The organism is Pantoea sp. paga, assembly GCF_007558755.1.
Lineage (GTDB): Bacteria > Pseudomonadota > Gammaproteobacteria > Enterobacterales > Enterobacteriaceae > Pantoea > Pantoea agglomerans.
This window is the reverse complement of record NZ_VLTF01000004.1, coordinates 403,350-426,461: the sequence shown is the minus strand read 5'-3', so window position 1 is coordinate 426,461 and position 23,112 is coordinate 403,350. Positions and strand designations below refer to the sequence as shown.

Here is a 23,112-nt window from a genome sequence, read left to right as displayed (position 1 = left end):
CACTTTGCTATGTCCAGTTCTCCAAGGCCCCCTCTTTGAGCGATAGTGTTAAGTAGATGTCTGGCCTGATGAGTTCTCAAGAACAAAGCTTTGTTATGTTCATCATAGTATCCATGCCTTTCGAAAATGTTCTTATGCTTACCGACTTTTGAACTCCCTAACTCCTTTGAGAAAAAGACATTTCTTATTTTGAACAGTTTATTACCCGTTTCTCGTTTCATACTGAGTTGGTTATCGAATAGAGCACAAATAGCGTTACTGAAGCGAACATCCTTTTCCTTATCAAACCAAATTTTTCCGCCTCGTTCATTTTTCATATCCTCCTCAAGAACCTTACTTCTTAATCTTGGCTTTTCAGATATTCTAAGCAGCCTTTCAATGGCAAGTTGGGCAGTGGGAACCATGATTTCAGGAATCCACTTTATGTTTGCCCCGTAACCTTTTAATGAATAAAACCTCAAGCCATAACATTCCTTTCCTTCCCTGTTCTTTTCGAAAATTTCGCAATCAGCTCTAAGCGATAATATTTCAGTTATACGACTGGGTGCGCACATGAGCAATGCAAACACTGAAGTAACAAACAGGTCTTTTTCGTGAAGGTCATGATCCTGCATTGAAAAGATCTCACCAATTGCTTGTAATGCTTTTTCAGTGGGCAATTTAGCTAATCTGGCTTTGTCTGCATTATCAGAGATCGACAATCTTGACTCAGGTGGTCTGATGTAACTACTCCACTTCATTAATCCACAATTAAGAAGTTCTTTCTCGTTCAGGAAAGCAATTAACCTCTCCATGAATTTACCACATTTGTATGCCACCCCTTTAGTGTAGTTATCATCTATCTCGGACAAGCACTCATCAAGAATGACTGGGTTTAGTTTTTTTATATCACCAGACCCCGTGTAGGCTAAAAGATTTTTTTCAATAACCCTAAGTACAATTGGAAAAGTTAACTTATCAAATCCTTTTGGATTAGAGCAAAAAATAAAAGCTACATATGATTTGCAAAATTCAATGTAAACGAAATCAAGGAATTCCGTGTTACTACTTAAATCAACCTTACTATTCCCTCTCTTAAATTTAGTAAATTTAAAAATTTTCTTCCAATGATTGCATTCCCAATTGTTATCATGCAGATTTCCACTTAACTGTTCTTTGCAGTTTTTAATAAATTCATCGAGGTTTTTCCCTGCTAAGATTTCCGTTTTACTTTTAAATTCAACTATATCAATTTCATTCATATCTATCTCTCCTTTGTAATTTTAAAATCTCACATTTTTTTAATACTTCCTCTACAGCCATTATTGTTCTGTCTAATGTTTTACTCATAGTTTCATCATTAGTATCAGTCATAATTCTTTCTCTTCGTTTTAATAAATGATCTCGTAATTCTTTATGTGGTGCATCAACAAATGGGCGAAAGTGATGGCAGGTATAACAAGGAATAGGAACATTAGCCCTACAAGACTTACAACCATCACATACTCCAGTGACCTCCCCTGATAAATTCCTTACTGGCAATTCATTTTTCTTCATTGAAGGAATTTTACCTTGAAAGAAACCAGCATATTTCTGCATATGACTTCCCACTGCCTCATCAATTCTTGCAACATGTTCAGCATTAAACTCAACATACACCCCCGTATATTGAGTTGTAGAGTGGTCTAATAGTTCTGCAATAACTAATTCGCTTGCACCTTCTCTTGCTGCTCTGGTGCCAACGGTATAACGAAACCTTCGGGGATTTACATTTAATCTTTCATAAGTTCTTTCAGAAATAACATTTTCTATTTCAGCAATGAAATTAAGCGTCTTATTTATCTTCACAGAGTATTCGTGAGCTTTATCCGATACAAATATCTCTCTGGATTCGTTATTGATTTTGAAGCCTTCTAACTTTTGTAGTGATATAAATAGCGGTATATTCTCAACTTCTTTATCAATTAAATCTCTATTAAGTACACTACGAACTTTTTCGATACTTAAATCACACTGCTTACAGAGTAAATCATACAAGTCTTTTGTCACTTGATAATTTCTGCAAGATTCCCTGAATCCCAAGCCTTGTTTTATCCTTGGGATACAAATGACATAGGAATAGCTATTCTCGTTTACTTTTATCCTTTTTATATCTGAAACCTTCATCTGTGAGATCTGTAGTGGCCGTCTTCCGGTTGCACTTATCAGCAAAGCCATCGCTAATTGCGTAATGTCGATTTTTTCCTTATCATATGCCCTATAACAAGCTTCAAGAAAAGACTGTAACTCAATATCAGTAAAAGGGCCTTTAACCTGATCTCTTCTCCTTACTACTTCTCCTTTTTTATTATCAGGAATGACCAATTTACATAAAAAATCATATGCTTCTTTACTTATTCCACAATAGCCTAACTCATACCACTTTTTGATTAGTATCCTTACCGATGACATAATGTTATTGTCCCTACCCTCAGATCCTCTGAACCTGACAAGGGAAAATTCATCAACCTTTTTTGGGTTAAGATTTATAATAAACCTCCTAAAGTTATTGCTTATTAATTTAACTGAAGCAGGACTTAATTCACAGGCTAAATATTTTAGCGTTTTTAAATAGCCCTCCAGCAATTCTTTATTTATCACATCTTTCACCGCCTTGATGTTAACTATCACATTTCGACTTAGCTTCCATGTCTCATCATTTAGGGAAAAGTAATAACCTTTAGTTTTAGCTTCATTAGTGCTCTCATTATCGTCTCCATTAACATATACTTTTAGCATCAAGCACCTCCTCTGTTGATCATTTCTTTCTGCATATTTAAAGCTATCTCTGCGGCCTTGTTTTCGATGAATCTTCTGTTATAAGTAGAAGCAGTGCCAGAACCCTCTTTCCAACCCATCAGTAAAGACCTCATTTGTTCTTGCTCATATTGGTTAGGTGGATTTTCCATCTGGTCCATTTTTGAAGAAAACTCATAGTTCCAGGTATGTCTTAACTTATGTCCTGTCATTCTGGAAAGTTCGGGGCATGAATTCTTCAAGGCATTAATAATTTTATGGTATGCCTGAATAGACAAGGGTTCTCCGAATGTATTTCCTTTTTTATGGCAGATAAATAAATAGCCATTATCTTTTTTCATTCTATGCTTACGCCTTTCAATTTTTATATAATTGCAGATTTCATTGCATAGGTCATTTGATATAGACAGCTTTCTTTTTAAGGTTTTAACAAGCGGTTGTTTAATCCTTGAGTCATTAGGATCATCAGCCCTCCTGTTAATTGAAATTGTCTGAGAGCCTATATCAATATCTGTGACCCTGATGTTTAGTAACTCTCCTGCCCTTAATCCTAAATGATAAAGAATTAACATCATTAATCTGTTTCGTCTTTGGACATTAGCATTGAATGGATTCATTTCTGAACCTATCTTCAAAATCTCAAACAAAACATTAAGTTGATTTTGATTGAGGTTTTTATCGATTGCTGAATCTTGATTCCTTAATCTAATTTTAGGTCGATGACTTTTCATTTTCGCAATGAATTTATCAATGATTATATGATCTCTTTTATAACTTACAGTGAAAAAGTCACATAACCACTCAAGGTATTTTGTAATAGCTGTTAATCTGAAGTATTGAGTATTGCTACTAACCCTACAACCACTATTAAGATTAATAACTCTCTCTTTTTTCATTCTGTTAGTTATAAATTCCTTCAATGCATCAATCTCTTGAAGATGAAGAAACTCTGCTGTTCTGATCCTTGCTTCTATGTCTATACTCTTGAGATTGAGAAATCTATAAAATAGAGCTATACTCGCTGAATGTAGCTCAATAGTTGAAATTGATTCGTTCTTCTTTCTTAACTCAGTTGATATATACAAACACGGATAATAAAGTGGCACTTTTGAAACTTTATCAGTGATCAAACAACATCTCTCTCCAGTATCCATTTTTATTGTATTAGTTACTATTCTATCCATACGTCTCCTTATTTTAATTACATTATTTTAGTTCCACTCTTAATTAAAAATCTTGCAAAATAGGTATATGTATAACCTACATAGAAAATGACCTATAAGTATCTTGCAAATAAATCATTGTCTTTTACTTAATAAAGTTAGTAATATCAAGTGGATCTAATATTATTTTTACATTTATATATAAGGTAGATAGAAGGTGCTTTCTATCTACCTGATACTAACTATTCACTAATTTATCCCTTGGTATATCTCACTTTTAAATAATTCCAGTAAAGTATTTGGCAACATTCCCCTGAATAAATCCTTTATATCTTGCATTTTTAAATTAATTCTAATTCATTTATTCATTAGAATTGTTATTTTATTAGCACACCAAAAACACTTAGTCAAATTTAATATACCATCCTATTTGTCCACTACCGAACTAAGGATCTTATAAAAAGATTTTTAAAGTTGATATTTTACTAACATGAAATCGTGGGTGAGGATGGTAGTTATAAATATAAAAACCAATTTTTAATAATGGGATATCAATAGAAGGGGTTTAGCTTAGCACTAAAAATAATTTCATTAAAAATAAAGTAAAGAAAGGCCAACCCAATAAAATGGATTAGCTAAAACATTTTCTAGATCATAAAATCATCAAGATTTTTACCAGTGTCGAGAGCATATTTTATAGCTTTAGGTGTACGCCCCTGCCCCGTCCAGCTTTTCTCATTGCCATTTTCGTCCGTATATTTATATTTTGCAGGTCGAGGATTACGGCTTGATTTTTGTTTTGCTGATGTTGAGCTTGACCCGTAGTTACCAAGTAGTTCCTGTGGATCAATCCCATCAGCAAGAAGTTGCTCACGGATAGCTTCAAGTTTCACTTTTCTTTCTTCTTGTTCTTTCTTACCTGATTCTTCCTCAAGACGTTTTTCTTCAACGATTGCTGCAATTTTCTCAAGAATTTCTTCGAGAATCTCCAGAGAAGTTTCGCGAGCTTGTGCTCTTAAGGTTCGGATGTTACTAAATACTTTTAAATCTTCGCTCATTGTAAAGCTCCCTATATTAAACTTTCTAAATTACTATAAATAGTCCACTCAATAATTTTAACCGAAGAATTTTGTAAGTCACCTTTTAAAACTTAAATTATGTAAGAAAAGACTAATCTAAAAGATTGAGCTAAAGCTCCTTTGAATCTTTCAAAAATTGATTTATTTCGTGTTTTTCTTGCAGAGCAATCGAATTCAGTATTATTTTCTTTAAGTATTCCACAAAGTTCGAATGCCAGATTTCTCTCTCATTTGCCCATACCCAATCTTTGAGTAGAGCTTCTTCAACCGAAAGCCATATCAAAACATAGTCACTATCCCTGAGGTAACCTTTAAAAGCGTCATCTGTAATCCTGAGAGCATGACCGATAATCACCCTCCCCTTACTTATGCTCCAGAACGGTTGTGAGCAAGTAAGATCGGAAAGGGTTGTGAATGCCAATCCCCTAACCTGAGCGGCCTGCATGGTGCCACTGACTCTATGATTGTTTCGCCAAACACGAAGATCGCCAAGCAGATAATTTACTCGCTGATTTCGGGCTTTGCTTTCAGAAGACTGATACTGCACATAGGGTGGACCATCACCATTCTGGCGATAACGAGCAAGGGTTTTAACACTTACTCCTAAATACAGTGCTGCTAAATCTACCCCAATGGTGGCATCATCCGGCATGTCACCGAACAAACTCCAGACCTCTGACATCTCTCTCAAGGTTTCAATAGCACTCATGCTTGCTTCCCAGAATATTCAGGTATTGGTGGGTATTTTGCTGAAGCCAGTAAATTATTATATAACCCTGGCGCAGTCATCAGTATATGTAGCTCAATCCGCTGTAGTGCCTCAAAAACACGGTTTTTGTCTGGTTCAGCATATCTCTCGGTAGGATCGGTTGTGTTACGGTGATTCAGCAGCTTCTTTACAACAGCATAGGAGCCAATCTCTTCAGCGATCCTGCCAAAGGTTCTTCTCAGGTCATGAGTGCCTAACTTAGCGATTCCGGCTTCTGCACATAGGTATTCCCTAAGTGTTTTACTGTCACTATAGTGCCCGCTTTTGCTTCGAGGTGATCGTGCCGGAAACACCCATTTTCTGCGACTCGCTTTTACTTCCTTATCAAAAACGATATCCCTTCTTTGCTCTAACAAACATCTGACAGCATCACAGATGGGAAGCTCATGATTCGTCCTGTTCTTAGTATCAAAGAAGAAAATTCTCTTATTAGCCAAATCGACATAGCTCGTAGACTTTGCTTCTTCTGCCGATAGCTCCTCTCTCCAGCATAGAGAAGCCGCTTCTTCCTTCCTCGCACCAAGCAACACCGTTAGCAGAAGATAATCGCAACCAGGGCGGTTAAAGCTTCTCTTGTTGTTCAGTGCATCCAGAAACTTACCCAATGTATCTTTTGCTGAAAGCGGATTTCTCACACCTTTTGACTGATAGCTTTCTTCCAGTTCAGAGCGACTACGGTATTTCTTTTGCACTCTGAGCACAGTGAATGGGTTGTAAGTGAGTACAGGCAGTCGTTGCTGGCTTTGTGCATTCATCGCTTCTACATCGATAGAATGTTGAACTGCCACATTTGCCCATCTAAAAGTCTGCTCGGCCGTCGTTCTGGTTTTTGAGGCTATCTCATCAAACTTCTTAAGAATGAGGCTTCCTGTGAGGTCACGGACCCTATACCGCTCCCACTCTTTAAGCTTTTGTTCCGCTTTATCCAGCACCCGGATTGAATTTGGTTTTGCTGGTTTGCTTCGTCCTAAGAGGTGCTGACGATACTGAGCAAAAATCTCACTGAGGGTCAGCTCTGCGATATCAGCTTCTCGTTTAACTGCATTTGGGTTTCTTTTAGTAGATTTCATCGATTGTGCATAGGTTCTCGCAACTTCACGAGCCTGATCAATCGATGCAAAATCCGATACATTACCTATCGTCGCTCTGATTACCTGTGAAGGTGACTTGCCCTCTGAAGGACTTCTGTCCCCTCCTGAAACTCTTCTCTGGATGATATAGGTCTTCTTTGTTGCACTGATCTTTACACCAAAGCCTACGGGTGAATCACGGTGGCTGTCAGTGATAAGATACGGCTTACCAGAAATGTTAGGCACATACACAACTCGTCCGTCTGAATCTAACTCAGGTTTGGTTTCTATCGATAACTTATTGATAATTATTGATTGATTCAGAGTCATCTTCACTGTTGTTGCCTCATGTATACCAGAAGAGCCATGTTGTATTCTCGATAGTAGCTAGAATACATCTGGCATACAAATTTTCGGATTTAGATGGATTTATCAGGGTTTCAAATGGGGCCACTTGAGTACTTCTAAAGCCATAAAAATGAGTTAATTCAATATGAAAGAGTCTACAGATAAGGACTTTTCAACCCATACGCCAATGATGCAGCAGTACCTGCGCCTCAAGGCGGAGCATCCTGACATTCTGCTGTTTTACCGTATGGGTGACTTCTACGAGCTGTTTTATGACGATGCAAAACGTGCCTCGCAGCTGCTGGAGATTTCACTCACCAAGCGCGGTGCGTCAGCGGGCGAGCCGATTCCGATGGCGGGTGTGCCCTATCATGCGGTTGAAGGTTACCTGGCTAAACTGGTGCAGCTGGGCGAATCCGTTGCCATCTGCGAGCAGATAGGCGATCCGGCGCTGAGCAAAGGCCCGGTCGAACGCAAAGTGGTGCGCATCGTTACTCCAGGTACCATCAGTGATGAGGCGCTGTTGCAGGAGCGACACGACAATCTGCTGGCGGCGATTGTGCAAAGCCCGCGCGGTTTTGGCTACGCCACGCTGGATATCAGCTCAGGCCGTTTTCGCCTCAGCGAACCTGCCGATGCTGAAACCATGGCGGCAGAGCTGCAGCGCACCAATCCGGCGGAGCTGCTCTACCCCGAAGATTTTCAGGCGATGTCGCTGATCGATCAGCGACGCGGCCTGCGACGCCGTCCGCTGTGGGAGTTTGAGATCGACACCGCACGCCAGCAGCTGAACCTGCAGTTCGGCACCCGCGATCTTAATGGCTTCGGCGTGGAGAATGCGCACCTCGGACTGAGCGCGGCGGGCTGCCTGCTGCAGTATGCCAAAGATACCCAGCGCACCACGCTGCCCCACATCCGCTCGCTGAGCATGGAGCGGCAGCAGGACAGTATCATCATGGATGCGGCCACCCGCCGTAATCTGGAGATCACCCAGAACCTGGCAGGCGGCACCGACAACACCTTAGCGGCGGTGCTGGATAAAACGGTCACCCCGATGGGTAGCCGGATGCTGAAACGCTGGCTGCATATGCCGCTGCGCGATGCGCGCATCATTAACCAGCGTCAGGAGTCGATTGCTGAGCTGCAAAATCTCAGCGACGTGCTGCAACCGGTGCTGCGTCAGGTCGGGGATCTGGAGCGAATCCTGGCTCGCCTGGCCCTGCGCACCGCACGTCCGCGCGATCTGGCTCGCATGCGTCATGCGTTTCAGCAACTGCCGGAACTTAACCAGTTGCTGGCCGATGTTGAGGCGCCCCAGTTGCAGAAGCTGCGCACGCAGATGGGCGAGTTCACTGCGTTACGTGAGCTGCTGGAGCAGGCGGTGATTGAGTCACCGCCGGTGCTGATCCGTGACGGCGGAGTGATTGCGCCCGGCTACAACGCGGAGCTGGATGAGTGGCGCGCACTGGCAGATGGCGCAACCGACTATCTTGACCGGCTGGAGATCCGCGAACGCGAGAAGCTGGGACTGGATACCCTGAAGGTCGGCTTTAACGGCGTGCATGGTTATTACATTCAGGTGAGCCGCGGACAGAGCCATCAGGTACCGATGCACTATGTGCGTCGTCAGACCCTGAAAAATGCTGAACGCTATATCATTCCGGAGCTGAAAGAGTACGAAGACAAAGTACTCACCTCCAAAGGTAAAGCGCTGTCGCTGGAAAAAAGCCTGTATGAGGCGCTGTTCGATCAGTTGCTGCCGCATCTTGAAGCGCTGCAGCTCAGTGCCGCCGCGCTGGCAGAGCTGGATGTGTTAAGCAATCTGGCAGAACGTGCCTGGTCCCTGAACTATTGCCGCCCGGTATTGCAGGATAAAGCCGGGATTAAAATCAGCGGCGGACGTCATCCGGTGGTGGAACAGGTTCTGAAAGAGCCGTTTATTGCCAACCCACTGTCACTGGCACCCCAGCGCAGAATGCTGATTATTACCGGCCCCAACATGGGCGGTAAAAGTACCTATATGCGCCAGGCGGCACTGATTGCGCTGATGGCATGGATTGGCAGTTTTGTTCCTGCCGATGAGACGCTGATTGGCCCGCTGGATCGCATCTTTACCCGTGTCGGTGCCGCTGACGATCTCGCCTCCGGGCGCTCGACCTTTATGGTTGAGATGACCGAAACCGCTAACATCCTGCACAACGCCACCGAAAACAGCCTGGTGCTGATGGATGAGATTGGCCGTGGAACATCCACCTACGACGGTTTATCGCTGGCCTGGGCCTGCGCCGAAAACCTGGCGAACCGCATCAAGGCGATGACGCTGTTTGCCACCCATTACTTCGAGCTGACAACACTGCCGGAAAAAATGGAAGGCGTGGTCAACGTCCATCTGGATGCCGTTGAGCATGGCGACACGATCGCCTTTATGCACAGCGTCCAGGAGGGTGCGGCAAGTAAGAGCTATGGTCTGGCGGTAGCGGCGCTGGCCGGGGTGCCCAAAGAGGTGATTAAGCGGGCACGCAATAAGCTGAAGGAACTTGAGACCGTTTCAAACCACTCCGCGTCATCGACGGTCGATGGCTCTCAGCTGCCGCTGCTGGTTGAAGAGACCTCGCCTGCGGTGGAGGCGCTTGAGGCGCTGGATCCGGATACGCTGACACCGCGTCAGGCGCTCGACTGGATTTATCGTCTTAAATCGCTCCTCTGATAGTCAACCGCACCGCGTTAATGCGCGGTGCGATGCTTACTCGCCCGCAAATCACTTTTCTGCAGACATAAAAAAAGCGATGGTTTTCACCATCGCTTTTCGCATTCAAACTCAGATTTACTGTTAACGATTATTCACGAAACAGTGCTTCAATGCTGAGGCCCTGCGCCTGCAGGATTTCACGCAGACGGCGTAAACCTTCAACCTGAATCTGGCGTACACGCTCGCGGGTTAAGCCGATTTCACGACCCACATCCTCAAGTGTTGCCGCTTCATAGCCCAACAGGCCGAAACGACGTGCCAGCACTTCACGCTGCTTGGCGTTCAGTTCGAACAGCCATTTAACGATGCTTTGTTTCATATCATCGTCCTGCGTGGTGTCTTCCGGGCCGTTGTCTTTCTCATCGGCCAGAATATCCAGCAGCGCTTTTTCAGAATCACCGCCTAATGGCGTATCAACCGAGGTAATGCGTTCGTTGAGACGTAACATGCGGCTTACGTCATCAACTGGTTTATCAAGCTGCTCTGCGATCTCTTCCGCACTCGGCTCATGGTCGAGCTTGTGGGAAAGTTCACGCGCAGTACGCAGATAAACATTCAGTTCTTTCACAATGTGAATCGGCAGACGGATGGTACGGGTTTGATTCATGATCGCCCGTTCAATAGTCTGACGAATCCACCAGGTGGCGTACGTTGAGAAACGGAACCCGCGCTCCGGGTCAAATTTCTCTACGGCGCGAATCAGGCCGAGGTTACCTTCTTCAATCAGGTCCAGCAGAGCTAAACCACGATTGCTGTAACGACGAGCGATTTTCACCACCAGGCGTAAGTTACTTTCGATCATACGGCGACGGGAAGGGATATCACCCCGTAATGCACGGCGAGCGAAGAAGACCTCTTCCTCTGCCGTTAACAACGGAGAATAGCCAATCTCCCCGAGATAGAGCTGCGTCGCATCTAACACACGTTGCGTCGCACCCTGTGATAGCAACTCTTCTTCCGCTACGTCGCTATCACTGGCTTCATTTTCAACGAGTGCCTTCTCGTCAAAAATTTCAGCTCCGTTCTCATCGAATTCCGCGTTCTCATGTAACTCGTTTACTTTCAGCGTATTCTGGCTCATAAGCGGCTCCTACCCGTGATTCCAGGGCAGAACATAAACCTGTTTTGTTCTGCCGGATTATCGCTGCGGTAAATAACGCAACGGGTTTACGGATTTCCCCTTGTAACGAATTTCAAAGTGTAATCTGACTGAACTGGTTCCGGTGCTACCCATGGTAGCGATCTTTTGCCCCGCCTTAACTTCCTGTTGTTCCCGGACCAGCATTGTATCGTTGTGGGCGTAGGCACTCAGGTAATCATCGTTGTGTTTAATGATGATTAAATTACCGTAACCCCGGAGTGCGTTACCTGCGTAAACCACTCGTCCTGAAGCAGTGGCGACCACAGATTGTCCGCGCGTCCCGGCGATATCGATACCTTTATTGCCACCTTCGGCGGCAGAGAAGTTATCGATGATCTTCCCGTCAGTCGGCCAGCGCCAGCTTCCGACCGGCGTTGAACTGTTGGTTGTACTGCTAACCGTTGGGGGTGCGGTAACGACTGGAGCTGTTGTCGTTGCAACATTTGCTCCATTCGAAGGCAACATTTTGCTGCCACCCGAATTACCTGAATCATCAGAATACGTAATAACAGGTTGCTGTGCAACAGCAGGCGATTTAATTTGTGGCGCCGCCGGAACGCCGCCCTGCGTTGCATCAGCAACGGTAATGGGATTGCCGCCGGTAATCGGCTGACCCGACCCATTGCCAATCTGCAGAGTCTGGCCGACATTCAGGCCATATGGCGCAGGAACATTGTTGCGCTGGGCTAAATCACGGAAATCGTTGCCGGTAATCCAGGCAATGTAAAACAATGTGTCGCCACGCTTAACGGTATAAGTTTCGCCGGAGTAGCTACCTTTAGGAATGTTCTGATAACTGCGATTGTAAACAATCCGGCCATTTTGTGTCTCAACATTGCTGTTGGTACTAATCATTCCACCATTAGCGGGGGCAGATGCTGAATTTTTGCTTAACATTTGTCCCTGGGCTGGCGTGGCAGGAACGCCGCCTGAACTCGTGTCTGCTCCAGACTGGTTAGCGTTCATGCCACCATTATCGCCAACGCGACTGATGGGTGCCTGTGAGTTGTCGCTGGAGCTACAGCCTGCCAGCCAAAAACCTACCAGTGAAAGCGCCGCCAGACGGCGTAACTGAAAAAGTGTGCTTCCCGTGCTCATTAATCCCCCGTGATGGCAACTCTGATCTATCTGTTTCACTGTATCTGCCAGCAGGATACTCTGCGCGGCGCGATAAAATCTGCGTTTTCGATGAATAAACTGGATAGTAACAACATCAGGTACGTGGTGCTATGAAACAGTTGTGAAGAAATACGAAGAGGGTCAGGCCAGATCGCCCTGCACCAGCGGGACAAAACGCACTGGTTCGATGGTCTCTTCAATCACCTCTTCGCCCTGACGACGCAGGCGCTTCAGTACCTGCTGATCTTCACCAACCGGCAGCACCATGATGCCGCCTTCTGCCAGTTGTGCTATCAGCGCAATCGGAATTTCAGGCGGTGCTGCCGTAACGATGATGGCATCGAAGGGGCCACGTGAAGGCCAGCCCTGCCAGCCATCACCATGACGGGTTGAGACATTATGCAGATCCAGCTGTTTCAGGCGGCGCTTGGCCTGCCACTGCAGCCCTTTGATGCGTTCCACTGAATAAACATGGTCCACCAGATGGGCAAGAATCGCCGTCTGATAACCTGAACCCGTACCAATCTCCAGCACACGCGAATGCGGATTAAGCCCGAGCAGCGCGGTCATCCGCGCGACCATGTAGGGCTGTGATATCGTCTGACCGGAGCCGATGGGCAAGGCAACATTGTCCCAGGCTTTATGCTCGAACGCTTCGTCGATAAAACGTTCGCGCGGCACCTCACTGATGGCTTTCAGCAGGTTTTCATCATCGATGCCCTGCTGACGCAGTTGTGACAGCAACGTCTCAATACGCCGATTCACCATGCCAGGTTCACCTCAGCTTTAGCCAGCCAGTCACTGAGCACGTTCTGCGCGCTGTGCGCCGTTAAATCGACATGCAGTGCCGTGACAGAGACGTAGCCCTGATCCACGGCGGCGAAGTCTGTATCCGGGCCCGCATCCAGTTTTTCGCCTGGCGGACCAATCCAGTAGAGTGTATTGCCACGCGGATCCTGCTGCGCAATCACCTGATCCGCCGGATGGCGGCTGCCACAGCGCGTCACGCGGATGCCTTTGAGTTCAGACAGCGGCAGATCGGGGACGTTAATATTGAGAATGCGGCCAGTGCGCAGCGGTTCATGCGTCAGCGCCCTGAGGAGCGCGCAGGTCACGGCCGCCGCGGTGGCGTAGTGCTGATGGCCATTGAGCGAAACCGCGATAGCCGGTAAGCCAAGATGTCGCCCTTCCATCGCCGCCGCCACCGTACCGGAGTAGATCACGTCATCGCCCAGATTAGGGCCGGCATTGATGCCCGACACCACGATGTCGGGACGCGGCTGCATCAGCGCATTCACCCCCAGATAGACGCAGTCGGTCGGCGTCCCCATCTGGACGGCGATATCGCCGTTTTCATGGGTGAAGGTGCGCAGAGGCGTTTCCAGCGTTAATGAGTTCGAGGCACCGCTTCGGTTACGATCGGGGGCAACAACCTGCACGTCAGCAATCTGCCGCAGGGCTTTCGCCAGAGTCTGAATGCCTGGCGCATGAATGCCGTCATCGTTACTGAGCAATATCCGCATTTCGTTCTGACCTTTTTTTATTCGACTGGTCGCCGTGACGGAACCTGTTTTAACGGCATGGCAACAGGTGAGGAATAGACGGCGATTTTTGCATTCTAGCGAGGCGCGCAAGGAAGTGGTAGGCGTAAATCACACGACGGTGGGGGTTTGCCGCAACATTACCCACACTGCGGGTCAGGTTGCGGCGAAGATTACTCATCAATCTGATCGGGCGAGTCCGCGTGGGTCAGCAGCTCCCGGACCACGCTGGTGGCAAAGCTGCCCGCTGGCAGCCAGAATGCCAGTTCCAGGGTGACATCATCCCACCAGCTCCACTGCATATCGCGCGGCACCACCAGCATGGCGCGGCGTGCAGCATCGACCTTCTCACGCTCAATCAGTCCCAGCAGCAGCGTCTCATCAGCCAGCGCCTGCTGTTCAAAGGCCAGCGCGTCAGCCTGCGGGCCAGGCTCGCCCCGTCCCGGCAGCGGCGCGGTGATGCGCAGCTCATGCTGATCAACCCGGCGCTGTGACTCTGCCAGTTCATCAGGCTGCGCGACAAACCAGCTGCCTCGTCCGGTCAGCTGCAACGCATCGCCGTTGAGCACCTGAGTCAGCCCACCCTGCTGTTGCAGACGCGCACTGGTCACCTGATTAAACAGCGCACTGCGCGCGGCAGAGAGCATCAGGCTGCGCTTGTTGCGGTCACGAATAATGATCTCATTACGCGCCCACTTTTCTGCCATCACCAGGTTATTGCCGCCGCGACCAAAACGCTGTTCACCAAAATAGTTCGGCACGCCTGCATCGCGAATCTGCGCCAGACGCGTTTCAACCGCATCACGATCACTGATCTGGCGGATGATCAGCCGGAACGCATTCCCCGCCAGTGCGCCGATGCGCAGCTTACGTTTGTGGCGCACCACCTGCAGAATCTCGACCCCTTCCAGCTCAAAACCGCGCAGATCGGGCATCGCATTACCCGGCAGGCGAAAACAGAGTGTCTGTTCCGTCACCGCATGGCGATCTTTCATTCCGGCGTAACTCATGTCGCGCTGATGAATACCGAGATACTTCGCCAGTGCCTCCGCCACAAAGCGGGTATTGGCCCCCACTTTACGGATGCGCACCAGCAGGTGCTCACCTTCACCATCCGCGCCATAACCGAGATCTTCAACCACCACGAAATCTTCCGGATTGGCTTTGATCACGCCGGAGGCCACGGGTGTGCCGTGCAGGTAATTCAGCATCATTGGCTGTCAGCTTTCAGGACTAACGCCACCGCTTCACAGGCGATGCCTTCGCCGCGCCCGGTAAAGCCCAGCTTTTCGGTGGTGGTCGCTTTGACGTTGACCGCATCCATATGGCAGCCCAGATCTTCTGCAATATTGATCCGCATCTGTGGCACGTGCGGCAGCATTTTCGGTGCCTGAGCAATAATCGTGACGTCGACATTACCGATGCGATAGCCTTTGGCTTCGATACGGCGCCAGGCCTCACGCAGCAGGCCGCGGCTGTCCGCCCCTTTAAAGGCCGGATCGGTGTCAGGAAACAGCTTGCCGATATCGCCCATCGCCACTGCGCCCAGCAGCGCGTCAGTCAGCGCATGCAGCGCCACATCGCCATCGGAATGGGCGATAAAACCCTGCTCAAACGGGATCCGCACACCGCCAATCACTAACGGACCCTCTCCGCCAAAGGCGTGAACGTCAAAACCGTGACCGATACGCATCATGCGCTCTCCTTTAATTGAATCTGACTCAGATAAAAAGCCGCCAGCGCCAGATCTTCTGGCCGGGTGACTTTGATGTTATCACTGCGTCCGCTGACTAACAGCGGGTGGTAGCCGCAATACTCCAGCGCCGAAGCTTCATCGGTGATGGTTGCGCCTTCTGCCAGCGCCCGCGTCAGGCAGGCGGTGAGCAGCGCATGAGGGAAAAATTGCGGCGTTAAGGCGTGCCAGAGATCGTCGCGCTCTACGGTATGCGCCACCGCGGCTTTGCCCGGCTCGCCCCGTTTCATGGTGTCACGCACTGGCGCGGCCAGAATCCCGCCAACGTGGCTCTGTTCACGCACGTTGAGCAGTTGCTGGAGATCGTCGGGATGCAGACAGGGACGCGCGGCGTCATGGACCAGCACCCAGGCGGAACCCTGTGCAGCCTGCAATCCGGCCAGCACCGATTCGGCGCGGGTCTCTCCGCCTGTCACCCTGAGCACGCGCGGATCGCGTGCCAGCGGCAGTGAAGCGAAGTGCTGGTCATCAGGACTGAGGGCGACAATCACCTGTTTGATAGCGGGATGGGAAAACAGACGCGCAATGCTGTGTTCCAGAAGGGTGTGCTGACCAATCGTCAGATACTGCTTCGGACAGGTTGCCTGCATGCGGCTGCCGATCCCGGCAGCGGGCACCACGGCAATCACATCCGCAAGGGAGGCCAGAGTGTTCATGTTTTATCGTTGTTGGTTTTGCGCAGCTTGTTGCGCGTTGCGTTTGTTCTGGTCAGGCACCAGACGATAGAAAGTCTCACCGGGCTTAATCATGCCCAGTTCATTGCGTGCACGCTCCTCGATCGCTTCCGAGCCGCCATTGAGATCGTCAATTTCGGCAAACAGCTGATCGTTTCGCGATTTCAGTTTGGCATTGTTTGCCTGTTGCACCGCGACATCATCATTGACGCGCGTATAGTCATGGATGCCATTTTTCCCCAGCCACAATGAATATTGCAGCCAGCCAAGCAGCACCAATAACAGTAACGTCAGTTTTCCCATCCCGCCCCCTAAAAACGGCCCAATCATCCCATAACTTTGCACAGGACTCCACACCAGCGGAGAAAATGGCGCGCTTTGCTGCGCGTCTGCGCAAAATATGAATCAGTACCGATTCAGACGGGAAAAGATTTGTAACCTGCCGATGCGTTTGCACATCAGCGCGGGCGCACTGACGGCTTACCAGCCAGAGAGAAAAGAGAACATTAACCAGAAGAGCGTGACTACCAGGATCACCGTTGCGAGCGCGGCCCACAGCCACTGTCCACTCAGCAGCGTATTCAGCGCGATACCCGTGACCACCGCAACCGGCAGCAGCGCCAGAAAGAATGGCCAGGTATAAAGAAAGAAGAACAGCGTGTTAGAGCCGAACAGCAGGAAAGGGATCGCCAGCGCGCACCAGTAAGCGAGAAAGCCGATAACGCCGCCCGGCAGCAATGAGCGCGGCTCATCCGGGGAGGAGTCATCTTTTCGGGCGAGCATTGGGGTAATGTTCTGCATAGGCATCCTGTTGGCGCGAGGGCGGCAAATCAGAAACGATTTGCCGCTGTCTCTTCAGGACCTGATGATATCGCGGTCACGCAGCAGGTCTAACAATTGGGCGGCCAGTTTTGTAACCAATTGTTCGCCGTCCAGCTGGATTTCCGGGCTATCGGGCGCCTCATAGACGCTGTCGATACCGGTGAAATTACGCAGTTCACCGGCGCGCGCTTTGCGGTACAACCCTTTCGGGTCGCGCGCTTCACATACGGCTAACGGCGTATCGACAAAAACTTCGATAAACTGTCCCGGCTCCAGCAGATCGCGCACCATCTGACGCTCGGCGCGATGCGGCGAAATAAAGGCAGTGAGCACCACGAGTCCGGCATCCACCATCAGTTTCGCCACTTCACCGACGCGACGGATATTCTCTTTACGGTCATCATCGCTGAAACCGAGGTCACGACAGAGGCCGTGACGCACATTGTCACCATCCAGCAGATAGGTGCTGACGCCGATACGGTGCAGCGCCTGCTCCAGCGCACCGGCAACGGTGGATTTCCCCGAGCCCGAAAGCCCGGTGAACCACAGCACCACGCCCTGATGGCCATGCTGCTGTTCGCGTGAGGCGCGTGTCACCGGATGATCATGCCACACCACGTTATCGTCGTGCTGAGCCATTACTGACCGCCCAGCAGGTCGCGCGCATTCCAGTGAGGGAAGTGGCGGCGCACCAGCGCATTCAGTTCCAGCTCAAACGCGCTGAACTCACCGGTATTAACCGGGGCATCATGGTTTGGCTGATGGATCATACCGGCACCCACGGTGACGTTGCTCAGGCGATCGATAAAGATCATGCCGCCGGTCACCGGGTTCTGCTGATAGCTGTCGAGCACCATCGGTTCGTCAAAGGTGATCTCAATGCGACCAATACCGTTCAGCGGCAGCGTATCGACCTGACGCGTCTCCAGCGAGTTGATCTCGACCTGATGTAGCACCTTCTCTACCCGGCCACGGGTTTTCTTACCGGCGATTTTCAGGTCGTAACTCTGACCGGCCTGCAGCGGCTGTTCTGCCATCCAGACCACGTCAACGCTGGCAGACTGAACCGCTGCCAGATCTTCACTGGCATCCACCAGCAGATCGCCACGGCTGATATCAATCTCATCCTGCAGCACCAGGGTAATCGCTTCGCCTGCACCCGCTTCCTGCAGATCGCCATCGAAGGTCACAATGCGGGCAATGGCCGACTCCACGCCAGAAGGTAGCACTTTAACGCGCTGGCCTACCTGCACGCTGCCCGACGCCAGGGTGCCGGCATAGCCACGGAAATCGAGGTTCGGACGGTTGACATACTGCACCGGGAAGCGCATCGGCTGATGATCGACGACGCGCTTCAGCTCCACGGTCTCCAGCACATCCAGCAGCGTCGGGCCGCTATACCACGGCATGGTCTGACTGGCAGAAGCGACGTTATCCCCTTCCAGCGCCGACATCGGCACAAAGCGGATATCGAGGTCTTCCGGCAGCTGGGCAGCAAAGTCGAGGTAATCCTGTTTAATCTGCTCGAAGCGCTCCTGGTTGTACTCCACCAGATCCATTTTATTGATCGCCACCACCAGGTGTTTGATCCCCAGCAGCGTCGAGATAAAGCTGTGGCGGCGGGTCTGATCCAGTACGCCTTTACGCGCATCGATCAGCAGGATCGCCAGATCGCAGGTTGACGCGCCGGTCGCCATGTTACGGGTGTACTGCTCATGTCCCGGCGTGTCGGCGATAATAAATTTACGCTTTTCGGTCGAGAAGTAGCGGTAGGCCACATCAATGGTAATGCCCTGCTCACGCTCAGCCTGCAGACCATCCACCAGCAGCGCCAGATCGAGCTTCTCGCCCTGGGTGCCGTGACGTTTGCTGTCGTTGTGCAGCGATGAGAGCTGATCTTCATAGATCTGACGGGTGTCGTGTAGCAGACGTCCAATCAGGGTACTTTTTCCGTCGTCAACGCTGCCGCAGGTCAGAAAACGCAGCAGGCTCTTGTGCTGTTGCGTGGTCAGCCAGGCTTCAACGCCGCCCTGGTCGGCAATCTGTTGTGCAATTACGGTATTCATCTGGCGTCTCCTTAGAAATAACCCTGACGTTTTTTCAGTTCCATCGAACCGGACTGATCGCGATCGATCATGCGGCCCTGACGCTCGCTGGTGGTGGAAACCAGCATCTCTTCGATGATCTCCGGCAGCGTCTGCGCTTCAGACTCTACCGCGCCGGTCAGCGGCCAGCAGCCGAGCGTACGGAAACGGACCATCCGTTCGGTGATCTCTTCACCCGGCTGCAGGTTGATGCGATCGTCATCGATCATCATCAGCATGCCATCACGCTCCAGCACCGGACGCGGTGCGGCGAGATAGAGCGGCACAATCTCGATGTTTTCCAGGAAGATGTACTGCCAGATATCCAGTTCGGTCCAGTTCGACAGCGGGAAGACGCGGATGCTTTCACCCTTGTTGATCTGACCGTTGTAGTTGTGCCACAGCTCAGGGCGCTGGTTTTTCGGATCCCAGCGATGGAAGCGGTCACGGAATGAGTAGATACGCTCTTTGGCGCGTGACTTCTCTTCATCACGACGTGCGCCGCCAAAGGCCGCATCAAAACCATATTTGTTCAGCGCCTGCTTCAGCCCTTCGGTTTTCATGATGTCAGTGTGTTTGGCACTGCCGTGAACAAAGGGGTTGATGCCCATCGCCACGCCTTCCGGGTTGCGGTGAACCAGCAACTCTGCACCCATCGCTTTCACGGTGCGGTCGCGAAATTCGTACATTTCACGGAATTTCCAGCCGGTATCCACATGCAGCAACGGGAAGGGCAGCGTGCCTGGGTAGAAGGCTTTACGCGCCAGATGTAGCATGACCGAGGAGTCTTTGCCGATGGAGTACATCATCACCGGATTGCTGAACTCCGCCGCCACTTCGCGAATGATGTGGATACTCTCCGCCTCCAGCTGACGCAAATGAGTGAGTCGTTTTTGGTCCATGATTTTCCCTCAAGCCAGATTGACAACAGCGGACTCGCGAGCCCCCTGCTGTGCTGAATGTTTAAACCAGGCGAGTTGCCCGTGCAGATTTACCACCTCTCCGATCACCAGCAGCGCCGGAGTAGGTGCCGAGGCGGCCAGCGCCTCAAGTTGTTCTAAGGTACCGGTCAGCACCTGTTGATCCGGACGGGTGCCGCGACTGATCACCGCCACCGGCGTTGATGGCGCGCGACCGTGCTGAATCAGCGCCTCGCTGATGGCAGCGGCTTTAACGGTTCCCATGTAGATCGCCAGCGTCTGACGCGCACGCGCCAGCGATGGCCAGTCAATGTCATCCCCATCGGGACGGCAGTGACCGGTAATAAACATCACGCTCTGCGCGTAGTCGCGGTGGGTCAGCGGAATACCGGCATAGGCTGTCGCTCCGGCTGCCGCGGTGACGCCCGGCACCACCTGGAACGGCACACCCGCCTGCTGAGCCGCCTGCAGCTCTTCGCCGCCGCGGCCAAAGATAAAGGGATCGCCACCCTTGAGGCGCACGACGCGCTTGCCTTTCAGCGCCAGTGAAACCAGCATCTGATTGATCTCTTCCTGCGGCAACGTGTGGGCGCTGGCCCGTTTGCCGACGCAGATGCGATCGGCATCGCGGCGCACCAGATCCAACACCTCTTCGCTGACCAGATGGTCGTAGAGCACCACATCGGCTAACTGCATCACCTGCAGGCCCCGCAGCGTCAGCAGGCCGCTGTCGCCCGGCCCGGCACCCACCAGAAAGATCTCGCCCTGACGGGTCGGCTCTTCCTGCAGCTCACGGTCCAGCGTGCGTTTCGCCTCTTCGACGTTACCGGCAGACATCTCACTGGCGAACCGGCCGTCGAAAGCGCGTTCCCAGAAGCGCCGACGGTCAGACATGCGGCTGAAGCGCTGTTTGACTTTATCGCGCCAGAGTCCGGCCACTTCAGCCATCTGACCCAGACTGGCAGGCAGCAGCGTTTCGATTTTTTCACGCAGCATGCGTGCCAGCACCGGTGCGGTGCCGCTGGAGGAGATCGCCACCACCAGCGGTGAGCGGTCAACAATCGAGGGGAAGATAAAGGTGCATTTTGGCTGGTCATCCACCACGTTAACCAGCTTATGCCGCGCGTTGGCGGCTTCAAACACCTGGCTGTTGAGATGGTTGTCGTCGGTGGCGGCAATCACCAGGAAAACGCCATCCAGCTGGGCCGGGTCAAATTCGGTCGCCAGCCACTCCAGCTCCTGCTTATCCAGCAGTGCCTGCAGTTCAGGGCAGAGTTCACGAGATGCGATCAGAACGCGCGCGCGTGCACGGCGCAGCAGTTCAATTTTTCGCGCCGCAATATCTCCCCCGCCGACAACCAGAACCGGGCGGCCAGAAAGATCGGCAAAAAGAGGCAAATAGTCCACGTTAACCCTGATGTTTTAACTTTGTATTAACGCGACTATACGTCGCTGGGTTTATCCAGATGAAATTACGAATTGGAATGAGTAGTTACCGAATGGAATAACGACGCCGCAAAGCACAGAACAATTTGGTCTTAACAGATGAAATATAATGGCTTTTTCGTGAACAGGCTCACATATTGAAAGCCACACCTGCGGCAGCAAAAGCAGATAAGTGCCAGCGATAATGGTCCGTTACGCCTTTCGGTAGTGACAGCGCCCGATTCCACTAACAAAGTCACGGGACAAAAAGGATATAATGCGCGCGGCATGGCTGGCCCTGGCCCCCATGCGGAACGGCTCCCGAATAATGAAAAAGGATGCACTATGTTTTATTCCCTCCGCTTGAGGGTAGCGACAATTTTATTTGGCGCACTCATCTCCCCGCTGGCTCTGGCCACTCCACCTGGTCAGTTTGCCGAACAGCAGGTCCGGCATATCGCCACCTTGTTTCCTGGCCGGATGAGCGGCAGCCCGGCTGAGCTGATGGCAGCCGACTACCTGCAACAGCAATTTACCGCGCTGGGTTATAAGACCAATACCCGCCAGTTCAGGACCGGCTATAAGTGGCAGGAAGAGGACGGCACGCAGCGCTGGCATAAGCTTACGGCAACCTCGGTGATTGCCGCGCGTGCCGGCAGCGTGCCGCAGGAGATTCTGATCGTGGCACATCTGGATACCTGGACGCCGCAAAATAGCAGCCAGGCCCAGCACAATCTGGGCGGCTTACGCCTGCAGGGCGTCGATGATAATGCATCGGGTCTTGGCGTGATGCTGGAGCTGGCGCAGCAGCTGAGCCACAAACCGCTGCACTACGGCATACGCTTTGTGGCGCTGAGCGCCGGAGAGGCAGATCTGCACGGCATGGATGATTATGTTGAGCGGATGAGCACGCGTGAGAAGAAAAATACCCTGCTGGTCATCGATCTGAATAGCCTGATCACCGGCGATCATCTCTATTTTAACAGCGGCATGAATACGCCCCGGGCGGTGCGCAAGCAGACCAGCGAACGAGCCCTGTTGCTGGCACGTCAGCAGGGCATTCCCGCCGCCAGTCATCAGCTGAACCGTAAAGACTTTGACGCGCTTAATGCCTTCGACAAGGCGGGCTTTCCGCTGCTGGATGTGACCGCCAGCAACTGGACGCTGGGTAATAAAGATGGTGCACTGCAGCGTCATGGCAGTCCCCACTTTCCTGATGGCGTTACCCGCCATCAGACTGACCTGGATAATCTGAGCTATCTCGACCGCTGGCTACCGGGGCAGATAACCTTGCGAACCCGCGACAGCGTTCGCGTGCTGCTGCCGCTGCTCAGTGAACTGACCAATCCCAAAGTGTAAGGATCTGACATGTACGTGGTCTTTCTGAATTACGTTCGTCCGGTAGAAGAGGTTGAAGCGCTGCTGGCAGCCCATATCGAATGGCTGGATCGCTATTTTGACGCGGGCTTTTTTATTGCAGCGGGACGTAAAGATCCGCGCACGGGCGGCATGTTGCTGGTCAGGGAAATGGAGCGAGAAGAGCTGGATGCAATTTTAGCGGAAGATCCGTTTGTCACGGTGGCAGAGTATGAGGTGACGAAAGTGAATGTGACCCGTGCAGCAGAGGCGTTTGCCGGATTAAAAGGCGCTTAGCTTTCCGCCTGACTGCAGCGAAAAACT

Annotated in this window: 22 protein-coding genes; 3 read left to right on the top strand and 19 right to left on the bottom strand. The window is 50.6% G+C overall.

Translation table 11 applies throughout. The features are described from left to right. From FOV68_RS14585 to FOV68_RS14560, 6 genes are all read right to left on the bottom strand, one after another. Positions 1–1,241: hypothetical protein (locus tag FOV68_RS14585; protein ID WP_143991116.1), on the bottom strand; the 1,241-nt coding region annotated here is incomplete at its 3' end. Then, entirely contained in the window at positions 1,234–2,757 is a 1,524-nt protein-coding gene (locus tag FOV68_RS14580; RefSeq protein ID WP_143991115.1) for a site-specific integrase, read from the bottom strand. The genes FOV68_RS14580 and FOV68_RS14585, both read right to left, overlap by 8 nt. After that, positions 2,757–3,959, bottom strand: a complete 1,203-nt coding sequence (locus FOV68_RS14575) for a site-specific integrase (RefSeq protein WP_143991114.1) — start codon at positions 3,957–3,959, stop codon at positions 2,757–2,759. Before FOV68_RS14575 ends, FOV68_RS14580 begins: the two co-directional genes overlap by 1 nt. A gap of 626 nt (positions 3,960–4,585) precedes the next feature. After that, positions 4,586–4,996 (bottom strand): H-NS family nucleoid-associated regulatory protein, encoded by a 411-nt coding sequence (locus FOV68_RS14570; protein WP_143991113.1) that lies wholly within the window; start codon positions 4,994–4,996, stop codon positions 4,586–4,588. Positions 4,997–5,126: 130 nt separating this feature from the next. After that, complete coding sequence (locus FOV68_RS14565; RefSeq protein ID WP_116584997.1) at positions 5,127–5,726, bottom strand: hypothetical protein; 600 nt, start codon at positions 5,724–5,726, stop codon at positions 5,127–5,129. Then, the gene (locus FOV68_RS14560; RefSeq protein WP_143991112.1) at positions 5,723–7,192 is read right to left on the bottom strand and encodes a tyrosine-type recombinase/integrase; all 1,470 of its coding nucleotides are present in this window, start codon (positions 7,190–7,192) and stop codon (positions 5,723–5,725) included. Before FOV68_RS14560 ends, FOV68_RS14565 begins: the two co-directional genes overlap by 4 nt. Positions 7,193–7,349: 157 nt before the next feature. On the opposite strand from FOV68_RS14560, the gene mutS reads away from it, so the two are divergent. Then, positions 7,350–9,911: a DNA mismatch repair protein MutS gene (gene mutS / locus FOV68_RS14555; RefSeq protein WP_143991111.1), complete on the top strand. Its 2,562-nt coding sequence runs from the start codon at positions 7,350–7,352 to the stop codon at positions 9,909–9,911. Positions 9,912–10,041: 130 nt separating this feature from the next. Here mutS and rpoS read toward each other — a convergent pair whose 3' ends face one another. The 13 genes from rpoS to cysG all read right to left on the bottom strand — a co-directional run bounded on the left by rpoS (position 10,042) and on the right by cysG (position 21,414). Then, positions 10,042–11,034 (bottom strand): RNA polymerase sigma factor RpoS, encoded by a 993-nt coding sequence (gene rpoS, locus FOV68_RS14550; RefSeq protein ID WP_003849090.1) that lies wholly within the window; start codon positions 11,032–11,034, stop codon positions 10,042–10,044. Positions 11,035–11,091: 57 nt separating this feature from the next. Continuing rightward, a complete protein-coding gene (nlpD, locus tag FOV68_RS14545) occupies positions 11,092–12,192 on the bottom strand; it encodes a murein hydrolase activator NlpD (protein WP_031593985.1) in 1,101 nt (366 codons plus the stop codon). A 162-nt stretch (positions 12,193–12,354) separates the two neighbouring features. Continuing rightward, entirely contained in the window at positions 12,355–12,981 is a 627-nt protein-coding gene (locus tag FOV68_RS14540; protein WP_039389361.1) for a protein-L-isoaspartate(D-aspartate) O-methyltransferase, read from the bottom strand. Further along, positions 12,975–13,736: a 5'/3'-nucleotidase SurE gene (surE, locus tag FOV68_RS14535; protein WP_003849099.1), complete on the bottom strand. Its 762-nt coding sequence runs from the start codon at positions 13,734–13,736 to the stop codon at positions 12,975–12,977. The genes FOV68_RS14540 and surE overlap by 7 nt, the downstream gene beginning before the upstream one ends. Before the next feature lie 191 nt (positions 13,737–13,927). Next, positions 13,928–14,968, bottom strand: a complete 1,041-nt coding sequence (gene truD, locus FOV68_RS14530; protein WP_031593987.1) for a tRNA pseudouridine(13) synthase TruD — start codon at positions 14,966–14,968, stop codon at positions 13,928–13,930. Continuing rightward, the gene (ispF, locus tag FOV68_RS14525; RefSeq protein WP_010248541.1) at positions 14,965–15,447 is read right to left on the bottom strand and encodes a 2-C-methyl-D-erythritol 2,4-cyclodiphosphate synthase; all 483 of its coding nucleotides are present in this window, start codon (positions 15,445–15,447) and stop codon (positions 14,965–14,967) included. The genes truD and ispF overlap by 4 nt, the downstream gene beginning before the upstream one ends. Next, positions 15,447–16,163, bottom strand: a complete 717-nt coding sequence (gene ispD / locus FOV68_RS14520; protein WP_010248543.1) for a 2-C-methyl-D-erythritol 4-phosphate cytidylyltransferase — start codon at positions 16,161–16,163, stop codon at positions 15,447–15,449. Before ispD ends, ispF begins: the two co-directional genes overlap by 1 nt. A gap of 3 nt (positions 16,164–16,166) precedes the next feature. Then, the gene (gene ftsB / locus FOV68_RS14515) at positions 16,167–16,484 is read right to left on the bottom strand and encodes a cell division protein FtsB (RefSeq protein WP_013358867.1); all 318 of its coding nucleotides are present in this window, start codon (positions 16,482–16,484) and stop codon (positions 16,167–16,169) included. Between the two features lie 177 nt (positions 16,485–16,661). After that, positions 16,662–16,982 carry a DUF3561 family protein gene (locus tag FOV68_RS14510; RefSeq protein WP_064703510.1) on the bottom strand — a complete coding sequence of 107 codons (321 nt, stop codon included), beginning with the start codon at positions 16,980–16,982 and terminating at the stop codon, positions 16,662–16,664. A gap of 54 nt (positions 16,983–17,036) precedes the next feature. Continuing rightward, the gene (gene cysC / locus FOV68_RS14505; RefSeq protein ID WP_013358869.1) at positions 17,037–17,642 is read right to left on the bottom strand and encodes an adenylyl-sulfate kinase; all 606 of its coding nucleotides are present in this window, start codon (positions 17,640–17,642) and stop codon (positions 17,037–17,039) included. Next, positions 17,642–19,069, bottom strand: a complete 1,428-nt coding sequence (cysN, locus tag FOV68_RS14500) for a sulfate adenylyltransferase subunit CysN (protein WP_031593990.1) — start codon at positions 19,067–19,069, stop codon at positions 17,642–17,644. The genes cysC and cysN overlap by 1 nt, the downstream gene beginning before the upstream one ends. 11 nt (positions 19,070–19,080) lie before the next feature. Further along, the gene (gene cysD, locus FOV68_RS14495) at positions 19,081–19,989 is read right to left on the bottom strand and encodes a sulfate adenylyltransferase subunit CysD (RefSeq protein WP_010248554.1); all 909 of its coding nucleotides are present in this window, start codon (positions 19,987–19,989) and stop codon (positions 19,081–19,083) included. A gap of 9 nt (positions 19,990–19,998) precedes the next feature. Further along, the gene (gene cysG / locus FOV68_RS14490) at positions 19,999–21,414 is read right to left on the bottom strand and encodes a siroheme synthase CysG (protein ID WP_109652232.1); all 1,416 of its coding nucleotides are present in this window, start codon (positions 21,412–21,414) and stop codon (positions 19,999–20,001) included. Positions 21,415–21,777: 363 nt separating this feature from the next. On the opposite strand from cysG, the gene FOV68_RS14485 reads away from it, so the two are divergent. Further along, entirely contained in the window at positions 21,778–22,791 is a 1,014-nt protein-coding gene (locus FOV68_RS14485; RefSeq protein ID WP_143991110.1) for an aminopeptidase, read from the top strand. A gap of 9 nt (positions 22,792–22,800) precedes the next feature. After that, positions 22,801–23,085 (top strand): YciI family protein, encoded by a 285-nt coding sequence (locus FOV68_RS14480; RefSeq protein ID WP_010248560.1) that lies wholly within the window; start codon positions 22,801–22,803, stop codon positions 23,083–23,085. Positions 23,086–23,112 lie beyond the last annotated feature (27 nt).